20 protein-coding genes are annotated in these 16,926 nt (G+C 64.9%); 11 read left to right on the top strand and 9 right to left on the bottom strand.

All coding sequences use genetic code 11. The annotated features are described in order from the left end of the window. Window positions 1-130: 130 nt before the first annotated feature. The 6 genes from ACPJW8_RS16235 to ACPJW8_RS16210 all read left to right on the top strand — a co-directional run bounded on the left by ACPJW8_RS16235 (window position 131) and on the right by ACPJW8_RS16210 (window position 5,878). Window positions 131-856, top strand: a complete 726-nt coding sequence (locus ACPJW8_RS16235; protein ID WP_330189314.1) for a TetR/AcrR family transcriptional regulator — start codon at window positions 131-133, stop codon at window positions 854-856. Window positions 857-937: 81 nt separating this feature from the next. After that, window positions 938-1,564, top strand: a complete 627-nt coding sequence (locus ACPJW8_RS16230; protein ID WP_330189315.1) for a hypothetical protein — start codon at window positions 938-940, stop codon at window positions 1,562-1,564. A gap of 256 nt (window positions 1,565-1,820) precedes the next feature. After that, complete coding sequence (gene dnaK, locus ACPJW8_RS16225) at window positions 1,821-3,689, top strand: molecular chaperone DnaK (protein WP_330189316.1); 1,869 nt, start codon at window positions 1,821-1,823, stop codon at window positions 3,687-3,689. Between the two features lie 2 nt (window positions 3,690-3,691). Beyond that, window positions 3,692-4,372 carry a nucleotide exchange factor GrpE gene (locus ACPJW8_RS16220; RefSeq protein WP_330189317.1) on the top strand — a complete coding sequence of 227 codons (681 nt, stop codon included), beginning with the start codon at window positions 3,692-3,694 and terminating at the stop codon, window positions 4,370-4,372. Between the two features lie 96 nt (window positions 4,373-4,468). Then, entirely contained in the window at window positions 4,469-5,446 is a 978-nt protein-coding gene (locus tag ACPJW8_RS16215; protein ID WP_330189318.1) for a DnaJ C-terminal domain-containing protein, read from the top strand. A gap of 12 nt (window positions 5,447-5,458) precedes the next feature. Then, window positions 5,459-5,878 (top strand): heat shock protein transcriptional repressor HspR, encoded by a 420-nt coding sequence (locus ACPJW8_RS16210; protein WP_330189319.1) that lies wholly within the window; start codon window positions 5,459-5,461, stop codon window positions 5,876-5,878. Window positions 5,879-5,943: 65 nt separating this feature from the next. On the opposite strand, the gene ACPJW8_RS16205 is transcribed toward ACPJW8_RS16210, so the two are convergent. The 6 genes from ACPJW8_RS16205 to ACPJW8_RS16180 form a co-directional block, all read right to left on the bottom strand. Next, complete coding sequence (locus ACPJW8_RS16205; protein WP_330189320.1) at window positions 5,944-6,162, bottom strand: hypothetical protein; 219 nt, start codon at window positions 6,160-6,162, stop codon at window positions 5,944-5,946. Between the two features lie 48 nt (window positions 6,163-6,210). Next, window positions 6,211-6,630, bottom strand: coding sequence for an SRPBCC domain-containing protein (locus ACPJW8_RS16200; RefSeq protein WP_330189321.1), 420 nt, complete (start codon window positions 6,628-6,630; stop codon window positions 6,211-6,213). 3 nt (window positions 6,631-6,633) lie between these two features. Next, window positions 6,634-7,029: a helix-turn-helix domain-containing protein gene (locus tag ACPJW8_RS16195; RefSeq protein WP_330189322.1), complete on the bottom strand. Its 396-nt coding sequence runs from the start codon at window positions 7,027-7,029 to the stop codon at window positions 6,634-6,636. Window positions 7,030-7,099: 70 nt separating this feature from the next. Then, window positions 7,100-7,639 carry a GNAT family N-acetyltransferase gene (locus tag ACPJW8_RS16190; RefSeq protein ID WP_330189323.1) on the bottom strand — a complete coding sequence of 180 codons (540 nt, stop codon included), beginning with the start codon at window positions 7,637-7,639 and terminating at the stop codon, window positions 7,100-7,102. Beyond that, window positions 7,639-8,292, bottom strand: a complete 654-nt coding sequence (locus ACPJW8_RS16185; protein WP_330189324.1) for a CG0192-related protein — start codon at window positions 8,290-8,292, stop codon at window positions 7,639-7,641. The genes ACPJW8_RS16190 and ACPJW8_RS16185 overlap by 1 nt, the downstream gene beginning before the upstream one ends. Window positions 8,293-8,368: 76 nt before the next feature. Beyond that, window positions 8,369-9,055, bottom strand: coding sequence for a DUF2848 domain-containing protein (locus ACPJW8_RS16180; RefSeq protein ID WP_330189325.1), 687 nt, complete (start codon window positions 9,053-9,055; stop codon window positions 8,369-8,371). Between the two features lie 150 nt (window positions 9,056-9,205). Here ACPJW8_RS16180 and ACPJW8_RS16175 point away from each other — a divergent pair, with 150 nt between their 5' ends. Beyond that, window positions 9,206-10,627 (top strand): MFS transporter, encoded by a 1,422-nt coding sequence (locus ACPJW8_RS16175; RefSeq protein ID WP_330189326.1) that lies wholly within the window; start codon window positions 9,206-9,208, stop codon window positions 10,625-10,627. Window positions 10,628-10,648: 21 nt separating this feature from the next. Here the strand turns inward: ACPJW8_RS16175 and ACPJW8_RS16170 are convergent, their stop codons facing one another. Continuing rightward, complete coding sequence (locus ACPJW8_RS16170) at window positions 10,649-11,305, bottom strand: GntR family transcriptional regulator (RefSeq protein ID WP_330189327.1); 657 nt, start codon at window positions 11,303-11,305, stop codon at window positions 10,649-10,651. A 32-nt stretch (window positions 11,306-11,337) separates the two neighbouring features. On the opposite strand from ACPJW8_RS16170, the gene ACPJW8_RS16165 reads away from it, so the two are divergent. From ACPJW8_RS16165 to ACPJW8_RS16150, 4 genes are all read left to right on the top strand, one after another. Then, window positions 11,338-12,132 (top strand): carbon-nitrogen hydrolase family protein, encoded by a 795-nt coding sequence (locus ACPJW8_RS16165; RefSeq protein ID WP_330189328.1) that lies wholly within the window; start codon window positions 11,338-11,340, stop codon window positions 12,130-12,132. Between the two features lie 86 nt (window positions 12,133-12,218). Beyond that, complete coding sequence (locus ACPJW8_RS16160; protein WP_330189329.1) at window positions 12,219-12,722, top strand: GNAT family N-acetyltransferase; 504 nt, start codon at window positions 12,219-12,221, stop codon at window positions 12,720-12,722. A 38-nt stretch (window positions 12,723-12,760) separates the two neighbouring features. Then, window positions 12,761-13,345, top strand: coding sequence for a histidine phosphatase family protein (locus ACPJW8_RS16155; protein ID WP_330189330.1), 585 nt, complete (start codon window positions 12,761-12,763; stop codon window positions 13,343-13,345). A 61-nt stretch (window positions 13,346-13,406) separates the two neighbouring features. Next, window positions 13,407-14,048, top strand: a complete 642-nt coding sequence (locus ACPJW8_RS16150; RefSeq protein ID WP_330189331.1) for a LysE family translocator — start codon at window positions 13,407-13,409, stop codon at window positions 14,046-14,048. Between the two features lie 24 nt (window positions 14,049-14,072). On the opposite strand, the gene ACPJW8_RS16145 is transcribed toward ACPJW8_RS16150, so the two are convergent. After that, on the bottom strand, window positions 14,073-15,482 hold the full coding sequence (locus ACPJW8_RS16145; protein WP_330189332.1) for an aldehyde dehydrogenase family protein: 1,410 nt from the start codon (window positions 15,480-15,482) through the stop codon (window positions 14,073-14,075). 131 nt (window positions 15,483-15,613) lie between these two features. Next, window positions 15,614-16,921, bottom strand: a complete 1,308-nt coding sequence (locus ACPJW8_RS16140) for an NAD(P)/FAD-dependent oxidoreductase (RefSeq protein ID WP_330189333.1) — start codon at window positions 16,919-16,921, stop codon at window positions 15,614-15,616. Window positions 16,922-16,926: the final 5 nt, after the last annotated feature.

The following is a 16,926-nucleotide window of genomic DNA, read 5'->3' as shown; positions in this document are numbered from 1 at the left end:
TCTGCTTGTGCATTTGGAGAGCGGTGCTCTCTGAATCAAGAGTGCGCTGCGCTGGAGCGAAAGTCAAGAGCACTGCTCTCAAAAGTTTGCGGCGCTCTCATCTTGCGTTCTTTGTGGCATGCTGGGTGCCATGTCCGACGTCGAATCCACCACCAAGCCGCTCACGCCACGCGCCCGGGCCAGGGCACAGACCATCGCTGACATAGTCCGTCTGGGCAGGGAACATCTGGCCAAGCAGGGGGCCGCTGCCCTCTCACTTCGGGCTGTGGCGAGGGACCTTGGCGTGGTGTCGTCCGCCGTCTACCGGTACGTGGAGAGCCGCGATGAGCTGCTGACCCTCCTGCTGGTGGATGCGTACAACGAGCTCGGCGACGCCGTGGATGCGGCGCTCGATGCCTGCCCCGAGGGCGACCATCGGCGGCGGTTCGCTGCCCTCGCCCACGCCGTCCGGTCCTGGGCGCTGCGTGAACCCGCCCGCTATGGACTCCTGTTCGGCAGCCCGGTTCCCGGTTACCAGGCGCCGGCGGAGCGGACCACCGAGCCCGGCACTCGTGTGGTCCGGGCGCTGATCAAAGTGGTGGATGACGCCTACCGTGAGCAGGCGGGAGCGCCCGCGCAGACCCGGCCTCCCGCCGTCGGGCCCGGCCTCCATGCCGACTTCGAAGCTATCCGAACGCAGTTGGGCAGCGCCCTCAGCGACGACGCCCTGGCCCGCGGCACGCTGGTTTGGACAGCGCTTTTTGGCACCGTGTCCTTTGAGGTGTTTGGCCAATACGGCCCGGAGACGTTCCGTGCCAATGATGAACTCTTTGACCTTCACGTGGAACACCTGGCCGGGCTTGCCGGCTTGGGGTGAGGCCCGTTTGACCTGTTGCCCCGAGCGGATAGTAAGTAGACTTTCAATGTTCTGAACATGCCATCCAGAGGAGTGAAAGCCATGAGCGACAGCACGGAATCAGGATCAAGCAGGAACCCCCTCGACCCCGATCGCCGGTTCGATTCAACCGCGGGCAGCAACCCCGACCGGGACTTGGAGCGCGATCCGGACCCCGCAGCTTTCCGCGAGCCCGGCCGGGATCCTGACTACGACCCCGCTCCGGACATCACCGAGGGCGTGGACAGTGATGAGGGCGCGCTCGATCAGGAAGAGGGCACTTATGTCGAGGGTGACTACGGCAACGCAGGCGTTGTGGACGAGGCCCCGGTTTCGATGACAGGGGAGGGTGCCTACACGGCAGGCAATTACGGAAATGCAGGAGTCTCCACTGAAGGCAGCTACGGCGGCGGCCTCACCGAGGAGGCCCGCGAGGAACGCACCCAGGACCTCACGGACGAACTGGCAGCGGACCGCACACTCGCCGGAGATGCCGACGCTGAGGGCGAGTATCAGGAAGGTGACTACGGCAGGGCCGGCGTGAATGAACGGTTCCGCACGGCCGAAGAAGGCGCTGAATTGGTGGAGGAGGAGCCCCGGAAGGGTCAGTATCCGGCAGGCGATTATGGCGAGGCCGGAACGGTGGGCAAGCCGCGCCCAACCGAGTATCCCGAGGAAGAAACGCCGTAACGGCGCCTCGGAACCCGCGCAAGATCCAGCCGCAGGGCCTGTTCGCGAACAGCGAAAGGCCCTGCGGCTGACTGTTGTGCGGACAAAAACCGCGCCAATACAGGGAAGTTGCGTGCCGCCGTCGGGCATTCAATTCAAAGTTGAGCGTACTGCACTCAACTTTGTTTGACATCGTCCGGCGGCTGAGTAATGTTGAGTGCAGAACGCTCAAGGATTGGGCGCCGCAGCAAGTTTCCAAGAAAGAAGGAAGCACCACATGTCACGTGCAGTAGGTATTGACCTCGGAACCACCAACTCCGTCGTCTCCGTTCTCGAAGGTGGCGAGCCCACCGTCATTGCCAACGCCGAGGGTGGCCGCACCACGCCGTCGGTAGTTGCTTTCTCCAAGGCCGGCGAAGTCCTGGTTGGCGAGATCGCCAAGCGCCAGGCCGTCAACAACATCGACCGCACCATCACGTCCGTCAAGCGCCACATGGGCACCGACTGGAACGTCGCGATCGATGACAAGAAGTACACGCCGCAGGAAATCTCCGCGCGTATCCTCATGAAGCTCAAGAACGACGCCGAGTCCTACCTGGGCGAAAAGGTCACGGACGCCGTCATCACCGTCCCGGCCTACTTCAACGACGCCGAGCGCCAGGCCACCAAGGAAGCCGGCGAGATCGCGGGCCTGAACGTCCTGCGCATCGTCAACGAGCCCACCGCGGCCGCACTGGCCTACGGCCTGGACAAGGGCAAGGAAGACGAGCTCATCCTGGTATTCGACCTCGGCGGCGGAACGTTCGACGTCTCCCTGCTGGAAGTCGGCAAGGACGAAGACGACTTCTCGACCATCCAGGTCCGCGCCACCGCCGGTGACAACCGCCTGGGCGGCGACGACTGGGACCAGCGCGTTGTTGACTACCTGCTGAACCAGCTCAAGGTCAAGGGCATCGACCTCTCCAAGGACAAGATCGCCCTGCAGCGCCTCCGCGAAGCTGCCGAGCAGGCCAAGAAGGAACTCTCTTCCTCCACCAGCACCAACGTCTCCCTCCAGTACCTGTCCGTCACCCCCGACGGCCCGGTCCACCTGGACGAGCAGCTCACCCGCGCCAAGTTCCAGGACCTCACCAAGGACCTGCTTGAGCGCACCAAGAAGCCGTTCCACGACGTCATCAAGGAAGCCGGCATCAAGCTTTCCGACATCGACCACATCGTCCTGGTTGGCGGCTCCACCCGTATGCCCGCCGTCTACGACCTGGTGAAGGAACTTGCCGGTGGCAAGGAACCGAACAAGGGCGTGAACCCGGATGAGGTTGTGGCCGTTGGCGCTGCACTGCAGGCCGGCGTGCTGAAGGGCGAGCGCAAGGACGTCCTGCTGATCGACGTCACCCCGCTGTCCCTGGGCATCGAAACCAAGGGTGGCGTGATGACGCACCTGATCGAGCGCAACACGGCTATTCCCACCAAGCGGTCCGAGACCTTCACCACGGCAGATGACAACCAGCCGTCCGTGGCCATCCAGGTCTTCCAGGGCGAGCGTGAATTCACCCGCGACAACAAGCCGCTGGGCACGTTCGAACTGACCGGCATCGCCCCGGCCCCCCGTGGCATCCCGCAGATCGAGGTCACCTTCGACATCGACGCCAACGGCATCGTCCACGTGTCCGCCAAGGACAAGGGCACCGGCAAGGAACAGTCGATGACCATCACCGGCGGCACCGCGCTGTCCAAGGAAGACATCGACCGCATGGTCCGTGACGCCGAGGAGCACGCAGCAGAGGACAAGGCCCGCCGCGAGGCAACCGACACCCGCAACACTGCCGAGCAGCTCGCGTACTCCGTGGACAAGCTCATCGCCGACAACTCCGACAAGCTGCCCGAAGAGGTCAAGACCGAGGTCCAGGCCGACGTCGACGAGCTCAAGAAGGCGCTGGAAGGCACCGACGACGCAGCCGTGAAGGCCGCGTTCGAGAAGCTGCAGGCTTCGCAGACCAAGCTGGGCGAGGCAATCTACGCCCAGGCAGCACCGGCCGACGGCGCTGAAGGTGCTGCAGGTGCGTCATCCGAAGGCGGCGCCTCCGCTGCTGCCGACGAGGACATTGTTGACGCCGAGATCATCGACGAAGACGAAGCGAAGAAGTAGCCATGCCCCACCACGGTAACGAAGAAGAGCACAGTCCGCAGGAGCAGGAGCGCGAGCAGTCCGGTCGCCAGGAGCCGGTGATCCGGGACAACCGCAAGGTTGACCCGGTCACCGGGAAGGCGCGGCACCCGGAATCCCCGGTGGCCGAGCCCGTCGAGACCCCGGAAGGCGAGACCCCGGCCGACGCGGACGCACTGGCCCAGGCCGAGGAGATCCTCAACGGCATCCAGGTGCCCGCTGAGGAATCCGTGGCGCAGGGCTCAACCAACGCTGAGGCAGCTGAGCTGAAGAATGACCTGCTCCGCCTGCAGGCCGAGTACGTCAACTACCGCAAGCGCGTCGAGCGTGACCGCGCCGTGGCAGGGGAGATGGCCGTTATCGGCGTCCTGAACTCCCTGCTTCCGGTGCTGGATGACATCGACGCCGCCCGCCAGCACGGCGACCTCGAGGACGGCCCGTTCGCCGCGATCGCCGCAAAGCTGGAGAATGCGCTGAAGACGTACAGCCTGGTCCGCATCGATGAGACCGGAGTGGAGTTCGATCCGACCATCCACGAGGCCCTCATCCAGCAGCCTGGTGAGGACATCGAGGTTGACACCGTCAGCCAGGTGCTCCGCTCCGGCTACAAGACGGGCGAGCGCGTCCTTCGTGCAGCACAGGTGATTGTGGCCGTTCCGGCCTAGCATTACTCCCGTCGAGATGGCAGTTCGCGGCAGTGTTTCCTGAGAACATTGCAGTGAACTGCCATCTCGGCACAGTACTTTTGAAAGGAAACGCCATTGGCTAGCCAGGATTGGGTGGACAAGGATTTTTACAAGATCCTTGGTGTTGCCAAGGACGCTTCCGACGCCGACATCAAGAAGGCTTACCGGAAGCTGGCCCGCGAGCACCACCCTGATACCAACTCGGGGAACACCGCTTCCGAGAAGAAGTTCAAGGACATCTCTGAGGCCTACTCTGTCCTGTCGGACCCTGAAGAGCGCCAGCAGTATGACGCCATCCGGGCCATGGGTGGCGGCGCCCGCTTCGCTCCCGGCGGTGCCGGTGCGGGCAACGGCGGCTTCGAGGACCTGTTCGGTGGCCTTTTCACGGGCAATACCGGCAGGCACGCAGGCGGGTTCAACCCGTCGTCGGGCGGTATTCCGCCTGAGTTCGCGGACCTTTTTGGCGGCGGATTCGGGGCCGGTCCTGCCGGTTACCAGCGCACCCCGCAGAAGGGCGCGGACCGTACCGCCACCACCAGCATTTCCTTCGCCGGCTCCATCCGCGGCACCACTATCGGGCTGCGTGAACCCAACGGCGAAGTCATTGACGTCCGCGTTCCTGCCGGCATCAAGGACGGCCAGAAGGTCCGCGTGCGCGGCAAGGGCCAGCCGGGTGCCGCGGGCAACGGCGACCTGATGGTGCAGGTTTCAGTGAAACCGCACCCCTTCTACACGCGCGACGGCGACAACCTCCGCATCCACGTTCCGGTCACCTTCGCGGAAGCTGCTTTGGGTGCCGAGATTGAGGTGCCCACGTTCGACGGCGAGCACGTCCGGGTTCGCGTTCCCGCCGGCACTCCTTCGGGTCGCACCCTGCGGGTCAAGGGCCATGGCGTGAAGACGTCAAAGGGTACCGGTGACCTTCTGGTGACGATCGACGTCGCGGTTCCCGGCAACCTGAACAAGGCGGCGGAAGAAGCGGTCAAGGCATTTGCCGAGGCGACGGCTGACGCCAACGTCCGTGAGGGCCTTGCCGCCAAAGCCCGGCTGTAAGGCGGGGTGGTCATGAACATCAGTGCTGACCAGCCGATCTTTGTGATCTCCGTGGCTGCGGAACTGGCGGACATGCACCCGCAGACCCTCCGGCAGTATGACCGGCTGGGCCTTGTCTCGCCGCGCCGTGCGCCGGGCAAGTCCCGCCGCTACTCCCAGCGGGACGTCAACATGCTGAGGGAGATCCAGCGCCTGTCCCAGGAGGGTGTATCCCTCGAGGGCATCAAACGGATCCTCCAGCTGGAAAACCAGGTCGCTGCCCTGCGGGGCCGGATCGCTGAGCTCACGGAGGAACTCAACGTCCGCCGCCGCCAGCCGCTGGATTCACGGATCTTCGCGGCCGGTGCGGCCGGCGACGTAGTCACCCTGGCCCGGGGTCAGCGCCCGCAGGCGCGGTCCCAGGCCGTGGTGGTGTGGCGGCCGAAGCCGTAGCCAGACTTTTAAAGAGGAACGGACCAGTCCATCAGGGCTGGTCCGTTCCTCTTTGTGCACTGCTGTTACTGCGCGTTGGCCCAGGCTGCTTGGGCGCGGCGTTCGCTGCCCGGGATGACGAGGAAGAGGACGCGGGCCAGCGCGCCCAGGAAACCGTAGGTCTTGCCGTTGCGGACCACTGTGTACTTGGGGTTGGAAGTCGGGGCCTTCTCGACGGCGCCGACGCTCAGGGCGAAGGCGCATTTGCCGTCGAATTCCAGGGTGTTCTCAAGGGTGCTGCTCATGGGGTAACTGCTTTCTGGTGTTGGGGAGTGCTGTGTAGGGGGATGTGTCTAGACGTAGAGTTCGGCGAGCGTGTTGAGGCAGCCCGTCCAGCCCTCGAGGTGGAGGTCGGCGTCGGCCTGGTCCACCAGCTTGGTGTGGATGATCGAAACGTTCGTGCCGCCGTCGACCTCTGAGAGAAGCACCTCAACCAGCGTCTCGTTGTCGGCACCCTCCCATTTCCAGGTGAAGGCGAGGCGGGTGGGTTCTTCGACGTCGACGTAGATGCCGGAGGTGGCGTGGACTTCGCCCGCGGGGTTGATCATTTCCAGGCGGTAGGAGCCGCCGGGCCGGACGTCCGCCGCGGCAAGCGTGGGGCCGAAAGCCATGGAGGGCCGGTGCCATGCGCCGAGGTGCTCCGGGCTGGTCCACAGCTCCCACATCTTGTCGATGCCGAGGGCGAACGTGCGGTCAACGGTTGCGGTGAACATGCGCTATTCCTGATCCTTTGTGTCGTTGGTCGTCTCCGTCGCGGAGTCTGTTGGCACCGCGAGGCCGAGCTGGTCGATGTATGCCTGGAGCGAGTCCAGCTGGTCGTTCCAGTAGCTGGTCATTTCCGCGATCCATTCGTTGGCCGCCGCCAGGACCTCCGGGTGGGCCTCGGCGTTGGTTTCGCGGCCGTGCTTTTGCCTGGTGATGAGCCTGGCCTTCTCCAGCGTGGCAAGGTGTTTTTGCAGCAGTTGAGGTGAGACCTCGAGCTCGGCCGCAAGTTCTTTCATGGCCGGGGGCTCGGAGTGGCGGGCGATCGCCTGGAGAACGTCGCGCCGGGCGCGGTGGGCCAGGGCGGAAAAGACCGCATCCAGCTCCTCGTCCGTCAGTGTCGAAGCCATTCGATAAACCATATGGTTTATCGTAGCGACAGGGGAGGGGTAAGGCAAGTGCTCCGTTCGGGTGGCCTGGTCAGTTCCCTGCTGCTGGCCCGGACCATGTGGAGGTGAAGTCTTTGTTCGTCGCGAAAATCAGTTGTTCGAGGCCGCCCATGTTGCTGTATTTCTCCAGCTGAAGTCCGCACTTAACCGCCACCCGTTGCGACGGAATGTTGGCCGGATTGATGATGGCAATCACGCGTTCGACGCCGGACCGGGCGGCGAATTCCAGGCAGACCGCTGCGGCTTCACTGGCGTAGCCACGCCCCTGGTGTTCGGCAAGGACGTGGTACCCCACCTCGACTTCGGGTACGCCGTCCACTTCCTGGAGAGTCAGGCCGCAGTCGCCCAGGAAATCCCCGCTCCGGGACTCCATGATCCAGAGGCCGAAGTCGTGCTCAGCGTAATTGCGCTTGTTCCAGTCGATCCACGCCTTGGCCTCTTCCCGTGTTTTGGGCGCGGGATAGTGGCACATGACGGCCGGGTCACCCAAAAGCGCCGCCATGTTGTCCAGGTCATCGTCCACCATGCGGCGGAGCTTCAGGCGCGGCGTCTCGATGCGGTACCCGGACACTACGCGTCGGGAATCTCAACCAGGGTGGCGAGCCGGACGGGCTGGTCTTGGCCCTGCCACGTGCCGTTGAGTCCCGGGTTCGCGGGGGCGGCTGAAAGGTCAAGGACCCGGAACACGTGAAGCTGCAGGGTTCCGGCGTCGATGACCGTGACGCCGTTGTCCGTGGTGGGTGCGGCGGCGGTGAACGATGGCCCCAAAGCCGGGATCCCGCCGTCGGGCATTCCGCTTCCCTTGACCTGAACGGTACTGGGGCGAGGTTCCAGCTTCCCCTCCGTTTGAACGAATTGCTCCGCCTGTTCCTGCGCCCGGAGGATGGCTGTGGCCAGGGCAGCGACGTACACGGGATCGCCGGTGGCGTCGTACACCCAGCGCTTGCCCAGGACGGAGTGGTCAGTGGTGCCCACCAGCCACTGCTGGGCGTCCGGGAGTTCGGCGCCCCGGTATGTCAACGGCACCTGGTAGATGCTGCCTGCGTGCGCAACGAGGTGCGTCTCCAGGCCCACTTCGCCGTCCGGATCGTCAAAACGGTAAGCGCCCAGGAGCTCCACCTCACCGGGAGCACCCTCCGGGTTGAACCACGCCTGCGCGGGAAGGAACTGCTCGATGAGCTGGAGCTTCGTAGGAGTCAGGGTTGCTTTGTGAAGGATCGCCATGGCCCCAGCCTAGGCCAGGGGAGGGTTCTGTGGGGGTGGGCCGGTGAACTGTTCCGGCGCACCGCCGCGAAGGGGCTCAGCCGATGGGTTCGGCCATCTTTTCCACCACGTACTGGACGTCGATGGAGTCGCCGGCCACCGGATCCGCCATCTCCACCTTCCAGCTGCGGGCAAACTGGTCCACGCCGCCGGTCATGGCGACGGTCCCGGATATCAGCACGGTTCCGGGCTCATTGAGCCCGCGTTCCGTCAGGACATCAAGCCAGTAGTCGGGCGTCAACAATGCTTCCAGGGAGCTGTCCTGGATCAGGGTGTCAGGGGTATCGCCCTCGCCCACCCAGCCCTTCAGGGTGATCTGGTCCAGGTGGCCGCGGACATCGTCCAGGCGCCACGCCTTCCGCCCCAGCACGTCCGGGCTGGCGTTCTTGCTCCAGGCGACGCCGTGGACCTCAAGCTCGCGGTCCGTGTGGTCACACGCCACGGTCAGGAGGACACCGCCGTCGGTGATGACCAGCGCCCACTCCGCCTCACCGGAGGTCCTTCCGTGCTGCACGCGGACTTCATTCACCTGCTGGGCAAGGTAGGGGGAGACTGGGTAGAGAGCCGGAGTGACGCTGGGACCGGGTACGCCAAGCTCGGCCAGCTCGGCGATGTGGGCCTGAACCTCATCCTGCTCACGCCCTGCATAGCCGGCATTGAGGAGGTGCTTGACCTGTACGTCCTGGGTGCTGCCGTCGGGAAGTTCGAAGCTGAGAACCGTCATGGTGAGTCCATCCTTTGAGTGTGCTGGCGGAAAAATTTACAAACCGGAAACTGGAAACAGTCGCCAATGTACAACCAGTATGCGTAATGTATACATTTAACGCCAGCGTGACAGGCGTCACCCTAGAAAAATCTCGTGGAGGACAACACCATGGCCCACTCCCCATCCCCGGCCCCCGGCGCAACGGCGGGCCCGGACAAGCCCATTCGTCCCCAAGGCCTGTACAAGGCGTTCGCCGCCAGCCTTACCGGAACTGCCCTTGAGTGGTACGACTTCGCGGTCTACTCTGCGGCAGCCGCCGTCGTATTTCCCATCGTTTTCTTCCCTGCCTCGGATCCGCTGACTGGCACGATCCTGGCGTTCTCCACCTACGCGGTGGGCTACGTCTCCCGCCCGGTAGGCGGCATCATTTTCGGGCGGCTCGGTGACCGCATCGGCCGCAAGAAGGTCCTGGTCACCACCCTCATGATCATCGGCGTGGCCACGGTCCTGATCGGCGTGCTCCCGGGCTACGCCAGCATCGGCATCACGGCGCCCATCATCCTGGTGCTGCTGCGCTTTGCCCAAGGCGTCGGTGTGGGTGGCGAATGGGGCGGAGCCGTCCTGCTGTCCAGCGAATACGGGGACCCGCATCGCCGGGGCTTCTGGGCGTCCGCCGCCCAGGTTGGCCCGCCCGCCGGCAACCTGATGGCAAACGGTGCCCTTGCGGTGCTGACCCTGATGCTCACCGAGGAACAGTTCCTGGGCTTCGGCTGGCGTATCGCGTTCCTGGTCTCCGCCCTCCTGGTGGGCTTCGGACTCTGGATCCGCCTCAAGCTCGAAGACACCCCCATCTTCAAAGCCATCGAGGCGCACGGTGAACAGCCCAACGCCCCCGTCCGCGAAGTCTTCACCAAGGAACTGCGCCCGCTGATTGCCGCCATTCTGTGCCGCGTCGGTCCAGACGTCCTCTATGCACTGTTCACTGTATTCACCCTTACGTACGGCATCCAGATGCTGGGCTATGAACGCAACCAGGTGCTCACCGCCGTACTGATCGGATCCGCATTCCAGCTGTTCATGATTCCGCTGGCCGGCGCTGTGTCGGACCGCTTCAACCGCCGCGCCGTCTATGGCGTGGCTGCGATCCTGGGCGCTGTATGGACGTTCGTCTTCTTCGGCATCCTGGGTGGCAACAACACTCCGATGCTGATTGTGGGCATTGTGCTCGGCCTGATGGCGCACTCGTTTATGTATGGACCGCAGGCTGCCTTTATTGTGGAGCAGTTCTCACCGCGGCTTCGCTCCACCGGCAGCTCGCTGGCGTACACCTTTGCAGGCGTGATCGGCGGCGCGATCGCCCCGCTGATGTTCACAGTGCTGCTCGCGCAGTTCGGAAGCTGGATCCCTGTTGCCATCTACGTTGCAGTTGCAGGAGCGGTCACGCTGGTTGGCTTGGCCCTTGGCCGGGATTCGAACACCGTGGAGGACGAGGACTACCGGCTGCTGCTGGAAGGCGCCGGGGCTGCCGGTACCGGAAGCGCAGGTTCGGACGCCCCACACCAGCCATCCGCCGTCGTCGAACCCCGCTGAGCCCCGTGCGCAGGAATGCTGTCAGCTCCGGAGTAGGATGTCCCGGGTAACGGCGAGGTGATGGTCAATAGCGTGCTGCGCCTTCGCCGGGTCGCCGGACATCAGGGCATCGAGGATGTCCTGGTGTTCGGCGCAGACCTGCTGGCGGCGCCCGCCCGTCCTGAAGAGCGCCGCGACGCCCACCAGGATCTGCCGGACATGGAGTTTGCTGTACGTGCGCGAGATCAATTCGTTGCCCGCAGCGTCGATGAGCTGCTGGTGGAACAGGGTGTCCAGCCGGATGAACTCTCGCGCGGCTTCGGGAAGGAGGGTATCCGGAAGCTTGGCCTGCTGGTCCAGGGTTTCCTGCATCGTCTCGGCCGGAACCCGGCCTTCTTCGATCACCAGCCGGGCCGCATGGCTCTCCAGGACCCCGCGCAGCTCCATCAGTTCGGAAATTTCGCGGCCCGTGACCACCGGCACGTACGCGCCGCGCTGGGGAATCAGTTCCACGAGGCCGTCCGAAACCAGGAGCAGGAGTGCCTCACGGACCGGAGTACGGGAAACTCCGATCTCCGCGGCGAGCTCCTGCTCATTGAGGAACCTGCCTTGGACATCAGGATCAGTCAGGACGTTTTCGCGCAGGTAGGCGTACGCCTTTTCACGGCCCGACGCCGCTGTCCCCGAAGTTTTTCGCATACATTATGTATACAACAGACTGGAGTAAATTCATGCGTTTAGCAGTTGCCCAAATCGTTAGCGGCGCCGATACCGCGGCCAACCTGGAACTGATCCGAGACTACGCCACCCAGGCCAAAGCCGCAGGTGCCGCACTGGTGGTCTTCCCCGAAGCGGCCATGCGCGCCTTCGGCAACTCCTTGGCTGACATAGCCGAACCACTTGATGGACCCTGGGCCAGCAGCGTCAGAGTCATGGCCAAGGAACTGGACATCACCATTGTGGCGGGCATGTTCACGCCGGGGGAGGGCGGCCGTGTCCGCAACACACTGCTGGTCACGGGGCCTGGCATTGATACCTCATACAACAAGATCCACCTCTTTGACGCTTTCGGGTTCGCCGAATCGGACTCAGTCGACGCCGGGACCTCGCCCACCACGTTCGAATTGGATGGCACCACCTTTGGGCTGGCCACCTGCTACGACGTTCGCTTTCCCGCGCTGTTCACGGCCAACGCCCGTGCAGGAGCAGAGGTGAACATAGTCTGCGCCTCATGGGGCGTCGGCGAAGGCAAGGCCGGGCAGTGGGACCTCCTGGTCCGCGCCCGGGCCCTGGACAGTACCGCGTTCGTCGTAGCAGTCGGCCAGGCGGACCCCGCGAGCATCGGCCTTCCGTCCGCCGGGACCGCTCCCACCGGCATCGGCCACAGCGCCGTCATCTCGCCGCTGGGATCCCCCGTTGTTGCGCTTGGCAGCCAACCGGAACTCGCCGTTGTGGACATTGATCCGACGGCGGTAGCAGATGTGCGCGCCAAGCTTCCGGTTCTGGCCAACGCGCGGAGCATCTGAGGGGGCCGGATGGTCCTTTCCCGGGGGGATTCTGCGCACTTCTTCCGGAACTAGACTGTCCTGAAACCAACGGGTTGGGCGGATTAATGACGATCACCATACAGGCCACGCGTGCTGACGACTGGCAGCAGGTCCGGGACCTGCGCCTGGAGATGCTCGCGAACGAGCCCATGGCCTATGCCGAGTCCCTGGATGATGCCCGGCCGCTGGGCGAAGACGCCTGGCGGCTTCGCGGCGCCCGCGGCCAGTCAGAGACCGGCACAGCCCTTGTTGCCGTGGCCGAGGACGGGCGTTGGGTTGGCGGTATGGGCTGCTTCATCCCGGAAGACTCCCCGGATCCGCTGCTGGTTGGGGTCTACGTGAGCCCTAACTATCGCGTCCAGGGCGCAGGCGTGGCCGAGGCCCTGCTTAATGGCATCAAAGCGTGGGCTTCCACCCGGGGAAACGTGCTCCGGCTGGAAGTCCATGAGGACAACCTTCGGGCCCAGCGGTTCTACCTGCGCAACGGATTCACCTTCACCGGAGGCAAGAGGCCCTACAACCTGAACCCGGAGCAGACGGAGCTGGAGATGTCCTGCCCGCTGGCGTGATTGCGTGACGTCCGCTGCCATGGACAACAATGGAAAGCATGACCCTTACGACGTTCGCCCTTGTCCGCCATGGCCAGACCGACTGGAACGCAGAGCGCCGCCTGCAGGGAACCACTGATATTCCGCTTAACGACGTCGGCCGCGGCCAGGCGCGTGACGCCGTCGCCGGCCTTTCGGAGTACGAATGGGACGCTGTTGTTTCCTCGCCACTGAGCCGCGCAGCGGAAACCGCGGACATCATTGCTGCCGGTCTGGGACTGACCGAGGTCCGGCGGCTGGATGCCCTGACGGAACGCGGCTACGGGGACGCCGAGGGCATGCAGGACGGCCCCGAGCTGGATGCGCTGCGCATTCCGGGTGGCTTCCAGGGGGCCGAAAGCGAAGAAAGCACGGCGTCGCGCGGCCTGGCTGCCCTGGAGGCGCTGGCCCAGGAATTCCCGGGCCAGCGGGTCCTGGTGGTGGCCCATGGCACGCTGATCCGGCTGACGATGAACCTCGCCACCGGACGCACCCTGCAAAGCGTGGACAACGCGGTGCTGAACCTGGCCCACCACCATGCAGTGGACGGCTGGCACCTCGAATACTTCAACGGCGAACTCCTGACGGTGGACGTCCAGTCCTAGCCCGTCCGCCTGGCTGGCGCGGGTTGCCAGCGTCCCGGTCCCGTGGCGGATAATTGCCCGCATGACCCTTGCTTCCCTGGTGGCCTTCGCCGGCCTGAGCATTATCCTCGCGTTGACCCCCGGCCCTGACACGTTCCTGGTGCTGCGCATTGCCCTGAACCGGCCCAGCGCGGGAGTTGCCGCGGCCGCCGGTTCCGCTGCGGCGTCGATCGTGTGGGCTGCCCTGGTGGGTGTGGGCCTGGCAGCACTTCTGGAGCAGTCGGCCGAGCTTTTCCGCTGGCTCAAGATCGCCGGCGGCGTGTACCTGCTGTACCTGGGGATTTCCTCGTTCATCAAGTCCCGCAAGGCGGCCAAAGCCGGAGCTGCCGGAGCCGGCCAGGATTCACCGCTGCTGTACAGCCGACTGACAGGGTTCGGTGCCGGCGCACTGTCCACGCTGCTCAACCCCAAGGTGGGCCTGTTCTACCTTGCTGTGGTTCCGCAGTTCATTCCCCGGGGCGGGGACACCATGGGCACCGCGCTGATCCTGGGCACGGTTGTTGCCTGCGTGGCTTTCCTCTACCTGTCCATGGTGTCAGTGGTGGCGTTCAAGGCCATGCGGTGGCTGAAGCGCCCCAAGGTCAGTGTCGCCGTCGAGAATTCCAGCAGCGGGATCATCGCCGCACTGGGCCTTGGCGTGGTGGGGTCCGCTGCGGCCAGCTGACGCCGGCCGCAGCTGCCTGCAGTCTTAGCCGTTGATGACCTGCGGGACGCCCAGCGCCTTAAGACCTTCGACGCCGAACTCCAGGCCGTAGCCGGACTGCTTCGCGCCGCCGAACGGGATGCGGGGATCCACGGCACCGTGCCGGTTGATCCACACGGTTCCGGCCTGGATCCGCGATGCGACGGCGCGCGCGGCCTTTACATCGGAGGACCAGACTGAGGCGCCCAGGCCGACGTCGAGTCCGTTCGCCATTTCCACTGCCTCGTCGATGCTGCTGTAGCGGATGATGGGCAGGGCCGGGCCGAACTGCTCCTCGGCGACCAGCGGGTTGTTGTTGTCGATGTCCGCGACCAAGGTGGTGGGGTAGAAGTAGCCGGGCTGGGTGGTGTCCGGGTTCCCGCCGAGCAGGATCCGGGCGCCGGAGTCCTTGGCTGCCTGCACGAGGTCCGCGACGACGTCGTACTGCGCCTTGTTCTGCAGCGGGCCCAGCACGTTGTTTTCGTCCAGGCCGTTGCCCATCGGCATGGCCTTCGCCACGGCGGTGAGCTCTTCGCAGACGGCGTCGTAAATGTCGTCGTGCACGTACAGGCGCTTGAGGGCGGCACAGGTCTGGCCGGTGTTGAGGAAGGCGCCCCAGAAGACGTCCTCGGCGATGGCCTTCGGGTCTGCATCAGGCAGGACGATGCCGGCGTCGTTGCCGCCGAGCTCCAGGGTGAGTCGCTTGACCGTGTCCGCGGAGGACTTGATGATGGCGCGGCCGGCGGCGGTGGAACCGGTGAACATGATCTTGCCGATTGCGGGGTGGTCCGTCAGCCGGGCACCGACCTCACGGCCGCAGGAAACTGCCGAGAGGATGCCTTCCGGCAGTTCCTCATTGAGGACCTTCACCAGTGCCAGGACGGAGAGCGGGGTGTTCCCGGACGGCTTGACCACCACCGCGTTGCCCATACGCAGGGCGGGTGCAATCTGCCAGACAGCGATCATCATCGGCCAGTTCCATGGGCCGATTGCGCCGACGACGCCGATGGGCTTGTAGTGCAGTTCGGCATACGTTTCGCCGTCGTCCACCAGGGTTTCGGCCTGCAGCGGCAGGGCCGCCGTAGCGCGGAGCCATGCGACGCAGGCACCCACTTCGAAGCGGGCGTTGGGGCCGTTGAGCGGTTTGCCCTGCTCGCGGGAGAGGAGCTGGGCAAGCTCTTCGGCGGAGCGTTCGACGGCGTCGGCTGCTTTCACCAGCGCAGCGGACCGGGCCTCATGGCCCAACGCAGCCCATGCCGGCTGTGCGGCGACTGCGGCGGCAACGGCGTTCTCGAGGTAGTCAAGATCGTGGACCGGCGCCTCACCCACAGGCTCACCCGTCGCCGGGTTGAGCAACGTTCGTGTGGGGCCGGACGTGGGGGTGATGGACGCAAGCAGCGCATCGTAGGTTTCCAAGGTAAATACTCCTCTTCGAGTAGGCAGAACTGCCGGTCAGGCGGCTTAGCAGGTTAGTTCCAGTCTGGCTGCGCCTCTGCGCTGGTTCTTGTCTTTAGGTGCAGGACCTTTGACACGGAGGGAACAGGCGCTCAGGCAGGACGGTGACTGATGATCGCCCGCGCTGCTGCCAGGCCGCTTTCGATCGCGCCGTCAATAAATCCGCCCCAGCCATTGGCGTAGTCCGCCCCCGCAAAGGACAGGCTGCCGTCCGGCTGCTGGAAGCCGGGCAGGCCGGCGGTGAGGAACCCTGTCCGGTGCATTGGCCAGGTTTCGCCCGAGTACGGGTCCACTGTCCAGTCATGCGTGGCGACGTCCAGTACTTCGAGGTCCGGGGCGAGACGGTCCAGGGCTGCCTGGACCTGCCCGACGTCGGCACTGTCCAGCCGGGAGCTGTCCGGGCCGAAGGCAACCAGGATGGTGTCGCCGTCGTGATCGTATTCAGTCTGCACAAAATTCAGTGGCCAGTCGGCGGAGCCCAGCGCGACGAACGGCGTGACCCGTCCCTTGACCGTGATCCACACCTTGGTGCCCCTGGAAATCTGCCCCGCGCTGATGGCCGTTTGGCTTGAGGCAGGCAGGGGCGGGTTGAAGGCGACGTTTCCCAGGGCGCCGAGGGGAAGCGTGCAGATGACGTGGCCGGCCCGGAATTCCGTACCGTCCGTGGTGGTGACGGTGGCGCCCTGGGCGGTGTACTCGACGCCGGAGACGGTGGTTTCAAGCCGCACATCTGTTCCCTGGGCAAGGGCGTTGATCAGCGTCCGGGTGCCGCCCTCGATTTTGTAGGTGGCGCAGGCCTCGAAGTTGACCATCCAATCGCCATTGGTCAGCGCAACCCAGCGAAGCGCCTGGGTGAAGGCGGCATCCGCAAGGGGGCCGTTGAAGTTCAGCGTCCAGAAGGACTCCAGGAGGCCGCGGGACGAATCTGCCAGCTTCAGGGACGCGATCTTCTCCAGCAGGGAGACGTGGTCGATCTCCTTGATGTCCGGATTGGTGTATGGGGCGAACGGTTCGGGGAAATAGCGCCGTGATTCCGCCACGAGCCTGCGGTTGGGATCATCGAGTTCAGTCAGCAGCTGCTCCGGCGTGCCGTTGTGCCGTGTTCCGTCCGCCCACCAGTAGGCGGTTTGCGGAACGGGACTTTGCACCGTGCTGATCCCGTACCGCTTCAGCTCCGCCCATACGTAGGGCTGCGTCCAATGCACCCAGGTGCCGCCAATTTCCAGCGACCGGCCCAGGCGCTCATCCAGCCAGGTGCGGCCTCCTGTCCGGTCGCGGGCTTCGAGCACAAGGACGGACCGGCCGGCCTGGCGCAGTTCCCTGGCTGCGGTAAGGCCTGCGAAGCCTGCGCCGATAATGATGACGTCCACGGGGGCGCCACTCTGATTTACATCCGTCACAACAA

Origin of the sequence: Pseudarthrobacter sp. J47 (genome assembly GCF_049810315.1) — a bacterium.
In the GTDB taxonomy this organism is placed as follows: Bacteria; Actinomycetota; Actinomycetes; order Actinomycetales; family Micrococcaceae; genus Arthrobacter.
This window is presented reverse-complemented; position numbering and strand designations above follow the sequence as displayed.

What these genes read in the sequence shown, in the direction of transcription:
- ACPJW8_RS16230 (WP_330189315.1), top strand. Translation starts at nt 938, where the DNA reads ATGAGCGACAGCACGGAATCAGGATCAAGCAGGAACCCCCTCGACCCC.
- ACPJW8_RS16170 (WP_330189327.1), bottom strand. Translation starts at nt 11,305, where the DNA reads ATGCGAAAAACTTCGGGGACAGCGGCGTCGGGCCGTGAAAAGGCGTAC.
- ACPJW8_RS16200 (WP_330189321.1), bottom strand. Translation starts at nt 6,630, where the DNA reads ATGTTCACCGCAACCGTTGACCGCACGTTCGCCCTCGGCATCGACAAG.
- ACPJW8_RS16180 (WP_330189325.1), bottom strand. Translation starts at nt 9,055, where the DNA reads ATGACGGTTCTCAGCTTCGAACTTCCCGACGGCAGCACCCAGGACGTA.
- ACPJW8_RS16150 (WP_330189331.1), top strand. Translation starts at nt 13,407, where the DNA reads ATGACCCTTGCTTCCCTGGTGGCCTTCGCCGGCCTGAGCATTATCCTC.
- ACPJW8_RS16165 (WP_330189328.1), top strand. Translation starts at nt 11,338, where the DNA reads ATGCGTTTAGCAGTTGCCCAAATCGTTAGCGGCGCCGATACCGCGGCC.
- ACPJW8_RS16220 (WP_330189317.1), top strand. Translation starts at nt 3,692, where the DNA reads ATGCCCCACCACGGTAACGAAGAAGAGCACAGTCCGCAGGAGCAGGAG.
- ACPJW8_RS16195 (WP_330189322.1), bottom strand. Translation starts at nt 7,029, where the DNA reads ATGGCTTCGACACTGACGGACGAGGAGCTGGATGCGGTCTTTTCCGCC.
- ACPJW8_RS16160 (WP_330189329.1), top strand. Translation starts at nt 12,219, where the DNA reads ATGACGATCACCATACAGGCCACGCGTGCTGACGACTGGCAGCAGGTC.
- dnaK (WP_330189316.1), top strand. Translation starts at nt 1,821, where the DNA reads ATGTCACGTGCAGTAGGTATTGACCTCGGAACCACCAACTCCGTCGTC.
- ACPJW8_RS16185 (WP_330189324.1), bottom strand. Translation starts at nt 8,292, where the DNA reads ATGGCGATCCTTCACAAAGCAACCCTGACTCCTACGAAGCTCCAGCTC.
- ACPJW8_RS16235 (WP_330189314.1), top strand. Translation starts at nt 131, where the DNA reads ATGTCCGACGTCGAATCCACCACCAAGCCGCTCACGCCACGCGCCCGG.
- ACPJW8_RS16205 (WP_330189320.1), bottom strand. Translation starts at nt 6,162, where the DNA reads ATGAGCAGCACCCTTGAGAACACCCTGGAATTCGACGGCAAATGCGCC.
- ACPJW8_RS16155 (WP_330189330.1), top strand. Translation starts at nt 12,761, where the DNA reads ATGACCCTTACGACGTTCGCCCTTGTCCGCCATGGCCAGACCGACTGG.
- ACPJW8_RS16210 (WP_330189319.1), top strand. Translation starts at nt 5,459, where the DNA reads ATGAACATCAGTGCTGACCAGCCGATCTTTGTGATCTCCGTGGCTGCG.
- ACPJW8_RS16175 (WP_330189326.1), top strand. Translation starts at nt 9,206, where the DNA reads ATGGCCCACTCCCCATCCCCGGCCCCCGGCGCAACGGCGGGCCCGGAC.